Consider the following 6,330-nt stretch of genomic DNA (forward strand, 5'->3'; position numbering starts at 1 on the left):
GGCGGCGGGGCCACCACGGACCGCAGGCCGCACCCTCAGCCCCAGCCACTGCTGACACCCCACCAACCAGCCCGACAACCCCAGCCCCGGCCGCGCGCCCGAACCAGCCTCGGCAACTCCCCGAACAGCCCGCCCAGCGCCAAGCCGCCGCACCGGGACCGCCCGGCCTCGGACGATCCCGGCACCGCCACTCCGGCGACCTGCCCACCACTGATCGCCCACCCCCTCGGGCAGTCCCGACACCGGCCGTCAGACGCCGACACCCCTGCGACGAGGCAGCCGTTGACGGCGTGCAGTAGCTCCACGTACGGCCGGCCGCCGCCCAGTGGAGCCCGTGCACCGCGAGGGCCGTGTCCACAACGGTGCGCAGAGACGCCGGACGGCCAACGGGGCAACTCCGCCGATGGCCTCGCGGACCTGGGCGGCGGCCACCGGCCAGGATCAGGATCCCCTTGCACCGCCCGCGACCACCCAGCGGAGCCCGTGCGCCGCAAGGACCGTGTCGACGAATACGCAGAGACGCCGAATGGCCAACGCCGCCACTACCCCTGCGGCGGGACGAACGGCGCGCCCCCGGTCAGAGCCAGCAGCTCCGCATACGGCCAGCCGCCACCCAGCGGAGCCCGCAGACCGCGAGAGCAGCATCGACAACGGTACGAGCCGATGGCCCCCGCGTCCCCCGGCACCGGCCGCCAGCCGCCGCTACCCCTGTGGCGAGGCGACCATCGACAGCGTGCCCCGGTCAGAGCCAGCAGCTCCACGTACGGCCGGCCGCCACCCAGCGGAGCCCGGGGACCACGAGAGCAGCATCGGCAACGGTACGAGCCGATGGCGCCCGCGTCCCCCGGCACCGGCCGCCAACCGCCACTACCCCTGCGGCGGGGCGACCGTCGACGGCGTGCCGCCGGTCAGGGCCAGCAGTTCCTTGTACGTCATCGGCACCACCGTGTGGGGGTGCCCGGCCGCCGCCCAGAGGAGCTCGTGGGCCGCGAGGGCCGTGTCGACAACGGTGCGCAGAGGCGCCGGGTGGCCGACGGGGGCGACGCCGCCGATGGCCTGGCCGGTGGCCTCGCGGACCTGGGCGGCGGTCGCCCGGGTGATCGGGCCGGTGCCCAGGGCGTGGGCGAGGTGGTCGGTGTCGACGCGGTGGGCGCCGCTGGTCATGACGAGCAGGGGCGCGCCGTCGCAGATGAAGACCAGGCTGTTGGCGATGGCGCCGACCTCGCAGCCCAGCGCGGCGGCCGCTTCGGCGGCGGTGCGGGCGGAGTCGGGCAGGACGCGGATCTCCCCGGGCAGGCCGGCTGCGGCGAGGGCGTCGGCCACCGCCCGGCTGCGACCGGGCAGGGACGTGTCGTCGGTCATCGCCCCATCCTGCCCCACCTCCACCGCGGGCCCCGTCGGCGCGGGCCCCGCCGGTGCGACGCCCGCCCGCCCGACGGCGCTGAGCACCGCCCGGATCCCGGCGTCCAGCACCGAGGCGTCCCGCCCGGCGCCCCAGACCACCTGCCCGTCGACCCGCGCCTCGACGTAGGCGACCGCGTCGCTGTCGGGTCCGGTACGGACGGCGTGCTCGGTGAAGTGCAGGATGTCCACGGCGTGCCCGGCCGCGCCGAGCGCCGCCGTCACGGCGGCCAGCGGGCCGTTGCCCTCTCCCCGGTGCACGGCGCCGCCGATCACGAGCGACGCCCAGTGCCGCCCGTCGCCCTGCGCCCGCCCGTCGCCCTGTCCCCGCTCGTCGCCCTGCCCGGTCCGCCAGTTCACCAGCTCCCGCCGCGGCGCCGCGTCCAGGTAGGTGGCGGCGAACAGCCCGTACAGCTCGTCGGCGGTGACCTCGCGCCCGCTGTCGTCCGTGGACTCCTGGACGACCCGGGAGAACTCGATCTGCAGCCGGCGCGGCAGCTCCAGCCCGTGCCCGGTCTGCAGCAGGTAGGCGATCCCGCCCTTGCCGGACTGGCTGTTGACCCGGATCACCGCCTCGTAGTCGCGCCCGAGGTCCGCCGGGTCGATCGGCAGGTAGGGGACGTCCCAGGGCGCCTGCCGCTCGGGGACGCCGAGGCGAGCGGCGGTGGCGGCGTGGTGGGCGAGGCCCTTCTTGATGGCGTCCTGGTGGGTGCCGGAGAAGGCGGTGTGGACGAGGTCGCCGACGTAGGGGTGGCGTTCGGGGACGGGCAGCCGGTTGCAGTGCTCGACGGTGCGGCGGATCTCGTCGATGTCGGAGAAGTCGACCATCGGGTCGACGCCCTGGGTGTGGAGGTTCAGGGCGAGGGTGGCCAGGTCGACGTTGCCGGTGCGCTCGCCGTTGCCGAACAGGCAGCCCTCGACGCGCTGGGCGCCGGCCAGCAGGGCGAGCTCGGCGCAGGCGATGCCGGTGCCCCGGTCGTTGTGGGGGTGGACGGAGAGGATCACCGCCTCGCGCCGGGCGAGGTGCCGGTGCAGGTACTCGATCTGGTCGGCGTAGACGTTGGGGGTGGCGATCTCGACGGTGGCGGGCAGGTTGTGGATCACCGGCCGGTCGGGGCTCGCGTCCCACAGTTCGGTGAGGCCGTCGCAGAGTTCCAGCACGTAGTCCGGCTCGGTCAGGTTGAAGACCTCGGGCGAGAACTGGAAGCGCAGGCCGGGGCGGTCGCCGGCCAGGCGGGCCATCCGTTCGGCGGCGGCGGTGACCAGTTCCCGCACCTGGGCCCGGTCGCGGCCGAGGACGAGGTCGCGCCAGACGGGGGCGGTGGCGGTGTAGAGGTGGACGACGACCCGGGGCAGTCCCTCGACCGAGGCGAAGGTGCGCTCGATCAGGTCGGCGCGGGCGGCGGTGAAGACGACCACGGTGACGTCCTCGGGCACCGCGCCGGGGGTGGTGGCGAGGTGGCGGACGAAGTCGAAGTCGGTGCGGCTGGCGGAGGGGTAGCCGACCTCGATCTCCTTGAAGCCCATGGCGAGGAAGAGGTCGAACATCCGGCGCTTGCGGGCCGGGTCCATCGGTTCGGCGAGCGCCTGGTTGCCGTCGCGCAGGTCGACCGGGACCCACAGCGGGGCCCGGTCGACGCGCCGGGCGGGCCACTGGCGGCCGCCGGGCAGGGTGTCGACGGGCGGCAGCGGGACGCGGGCGTGGGCGGGGAGGTAGCGGTGGAACGGCATGGCGCTGCCGCGTTGGGGGTTCCAGGCGGGGGCCTCGGCCGGGACCGGTCCGGCGGGTGTCCGGAGGGTGGCGAAGGGCTTGACGTTCTGTGCGGATTCGGTGGAGCGCACGGGGTGCGGCTTCCTTCCCTGGTTCGGTGTCGGGGGGACGACGACCGGCAGCACGGCGACCCGCAGCGGGGTGCCGGTCTGTCAGACCCCGCTGCGGCCACCGAGAAGAAGGCTCCACGTCTGCATGATGCCGGGTACCGTAGCCGTGAACCGCGACCGGGGACAACCCCGTTCCACCTACCGGGACTTGCCAAGGGCGGCTCCCCGGCGCGTCCGGGGGGCGCGCCACCTGGCGCGGAGCGCCCCGGACGGGGTCCGCGCGATGCCCGAGTGGAGCCGCGCACTCCGCATTCGGCGATGTCAAGGACTTGTGCGTGCACCGCCCGAAGATCGAACGCGCTTTCACTCCTAACACACCGTATGACTAGTATCGCCTCGTCATAAAGCCCGTGCCCCGGTCGGTGCGACCCCTCCCGGGCCGACCGCCAGCCCCAAGGAGTCAGCTCTGCGCGCGCGTGCGAATCGGCGGCCCCCGACGCCGAAGGCCCCCCGCAGGCGTCGTCCGCGCCTGTCGCTGCGGACGGCACTGCTCGTCCTCGCCCTCGTCCCCAGCATCGCCATGGCCGTCCTGTGGGCGGTCACCAGCGGTGTGACCTTCTTCGACTTCCAGCGTCAGGCGGACCAGGGACTGCTGGCCCAGAAGGCGGGACAGCCGTCCAACATCGTCTACTACAACCTCCAGGAGGAGCGCCGGCTCAGCGCCGAGGCGCTCGCCCGCCCGGGCACCGTCACCGAGCAGCTGCAACGCCAGCGCAAGCTCACCGACGAGGCCGTGCAGAAGTTCCAGACCCTGTCCAGGGAGACCGCCGGCAGCGCGCCCGCCGAGGTGCTCAGCGCCGTCGCCGAGGCCCGGCGTGCGATGGACCGGCTGGGCGACCAGCGGGCCGCCGTCGACAAGGGCACCGCCGACCAGCAGGGCGTCTACACGTACTACACCGACCTGATCGCCGTGGACCTGCGGCTGTTCACCGCGCTCAGCCACGTCGACAACGGCGAGGTCACCTGGATCTCCAAGACCCTGGTCAACTCCTTCTGGGCGAAGGAGATGCTGGCCCGCGAGGACGCGATCCTCGCCCGCGGCTGGCCCTCCGGCCGGCTCAGCGCCTCCGAGTACCAGCTCGTCCAGCAGGCGATCGGCGCCCAGGACCACCTCTTCGCCGTCCAGGTCGTCCCCTACCTCCCGGAGGACGAGCGCGGCTCCTGGTCGGAGCTGATGAGCGGCGCCGCCTGGCAGGCCAAGGCCACCGTGGAGCAGGCGCTCACCCGCCCGGCCGCCGCCGACGCGACCGGCACCGTCCGGCTCCCGCAGCTGCAGGACCAGTGGCGCCAGGCCGTCGACCAGGTCAACCCGCAGCTGGTGAAGCTGCTGGAGACCCGCACCGACGGCGTGGTCGAGGTCGGCAAGGGCTCGTTCCTCTCGCTGCTCACCCGGGTCGCGCTGACCGCCGTGATCGGCCTGATCGCGGTGATCGCGGTGGTCCTCGCCAGCTGGCGGCTGACCCGCTCGCTGCGCCGCCGGATCAAGGACCTGCACCACCAGGCGCAGGAGCTCGAACGCACCCTGCCCGAGGTGGTCGAACGCCTCTCCCGCGGCGAGCAGGTCGATGTCGAGGCGGAGAGCCGGGCGATCACCCCCGGCTCGCACGCCCGCGGCGGCGACGAGCTGGCCGAGCTCGGCCAGGCGATGAACCTGGCCCGCACCGCCGCGCTGGAGACCGCCGTCCGGCAGGCCGAGCAGCACCGCGGCTTCGAGCGGCTGCTCCAGCGGATCGCCCGCCGCACCCAGCTGCTGATCGGCCAGCAGCTGCGCAAGCTGGACACCCTGGAGCGCCGGCACGAGGACCCCGAGGTCCTGGAGGGCCTGTTCGACCTCGACCACCTGACGGCCCGCCTGCGCCGCTACGAGGAGAACCTGGTCATCATGGCCGGCGGCCAGCCGCAGCGGAAGTGGCGCAAGCCGGTGCCACTGCTGGACGTGCTGCGCGCGGCGCAGGGCGAGGTGCAGGAGTACCGCCGGATCGTGCTGGACGTCGAGGGCCACCCGTGGCTCTCCGAGCGCGCGGTCGGACCGGTCGCCCACGTGGTCGCCGAACTGATGGAGAACGCGGCGAGCTTCTCGAAGCCCCCGACGCCGGTCGACGTGCGGGCAGCCGTCGTCGGGCGCGGGCTGGCGATCGAGATCGAGGACCGCGGCCTCGGCATGGACCTGGAGCAGTACGACGCGGCCAACACCCTGATGGCCGCCGCGCTCGCCGACGACCCGCCGCGCACGGACATGCTGGCGCGCGGCGACGACATCCGCCTCGGCTTCCACGTGGTGGGCCGGCTGGCGGCCGCGATCGGCCTGCAGATCGAGTTCCGCCCGTCGGCCTTCGGCGGGACCAGGGTGGTCGTGCTCGTCCCCGGCGAGTACGTGCTGGACGGGGACGCCGGGCTGCCGGACGGCGCGGCGGTCACCCCGATCCCGCTCGCCCGGCGCCAGAAGCCCGGGCAGCGCAAGGAGCCCGCGCCGCTCGCCTCGGTCACCGAGATGCCCTCGGCCGTGACGGCCCCGAGCTCCCAGACGGCGACCCCGGCGGCCCCCGTGTCCGTGCCGGTCGTCGCGGTGGACGAGGCGGAGGAGCGCGCGGCCCTGGCCGGCCCCGGGGCTGAGCCGGAGCCGGCGGGCGCCGACTGGTTCACCCCCGGCGTCCACCCGGCGCCGGCCCAGGCCTTCGCCCACGTCGAGTACGTGCCGCCGTCGGACGACGAGGTGTTCAAGGCCCCGGCCCGCACCGGCTTCGAGGACGACTTCGAGGACGACTTCACGGTGGGCTTCGGCGGCGGCCTCGCGCACGGCGACACCGACGGCTACCTGTACCCGCTCCCCGAACCGGGCCACCCTGTCGAGCACGGCTCGCCCGCCGGCCCGTACGGCTACGGCACCGGCGGCGGCGCGTACGGCGCCCCGGCGCAGGGCGTGCCCGCGCAGCCCGGGTACGACGACCCCGCCTACCCGGACATCGCCTACGCGACGGTGACGCCCGCCGAGGCCCCGTACGCCGCCGAGCAGTACCGGCCCGCCGACCACTACCGGCTGGCCGAGCG

The 6,330-nt window shown here is 74.6% G+C and carries 2 protein-coding genes and 1 pseudogene; 1 reads left to right on the forward strand and 2 read right to left on the reverse strand.

The features are described 5' to 3' along the window. Nucleotides 1-867 precede the first annotated feature (867 nt). Together ABD308_RS28130 and ABD308_RS28135 are read right to left on the reverse strand one after the other, a co-directional pair. The gene (locus ABD308_RS28130; RefSeq protein ID WP_344340308.1) at nt 868-1,362 is read right to left on the reverse strand and encodes a YbaK/EbsC family protein; all 495 of its coding nucleotides are present in this window, start codon (nt 1,360-1,362) and stop codon (nt 868-870) included. Between the two features lie 63 nt (nt 1,363-1,425). Beyond that, a pseudogene (locus tag ABD308_RS28135) lies at nt 1,426-3,132 on the reverse strand (2-isopropylmalate synthase); the annotation flags it as partial. 670 nt (nt 3,133-3,802) lie between these two features. Between ABD308_RS28135 and ABD308_RS28140 the strand changes: the two are divergent. After that, nucleotides 3,803-6,330: sensor histidine kinase (locus ABD308_RS28140; protein ID WP_344340300.1), on the forward strand; the 2,528-nt coding region annotated here is incomplete at its 3' end.

It is taken from the genome of Kitasatospora putterlickiae (genome assembly GCF_039527695.1).
GTDB classification, from domain to species: Bacteria; Actinomycetota; Actinomycetes; order Streptomycetales; family Streptomycetaceae; genus Kitasatospora; species Kitasatospora putterlickiae.

Bases quoted from the DNA above. Each gene is read 5' to 3' on its own strand.
- ABD308_RS28130 (WP_344340308.1), bottom strand. From the start codon at position 1,362: ATGACCGACGACACGTCCCTGCCCGGTCGCAGCCGGGCGGTGGCCGAC.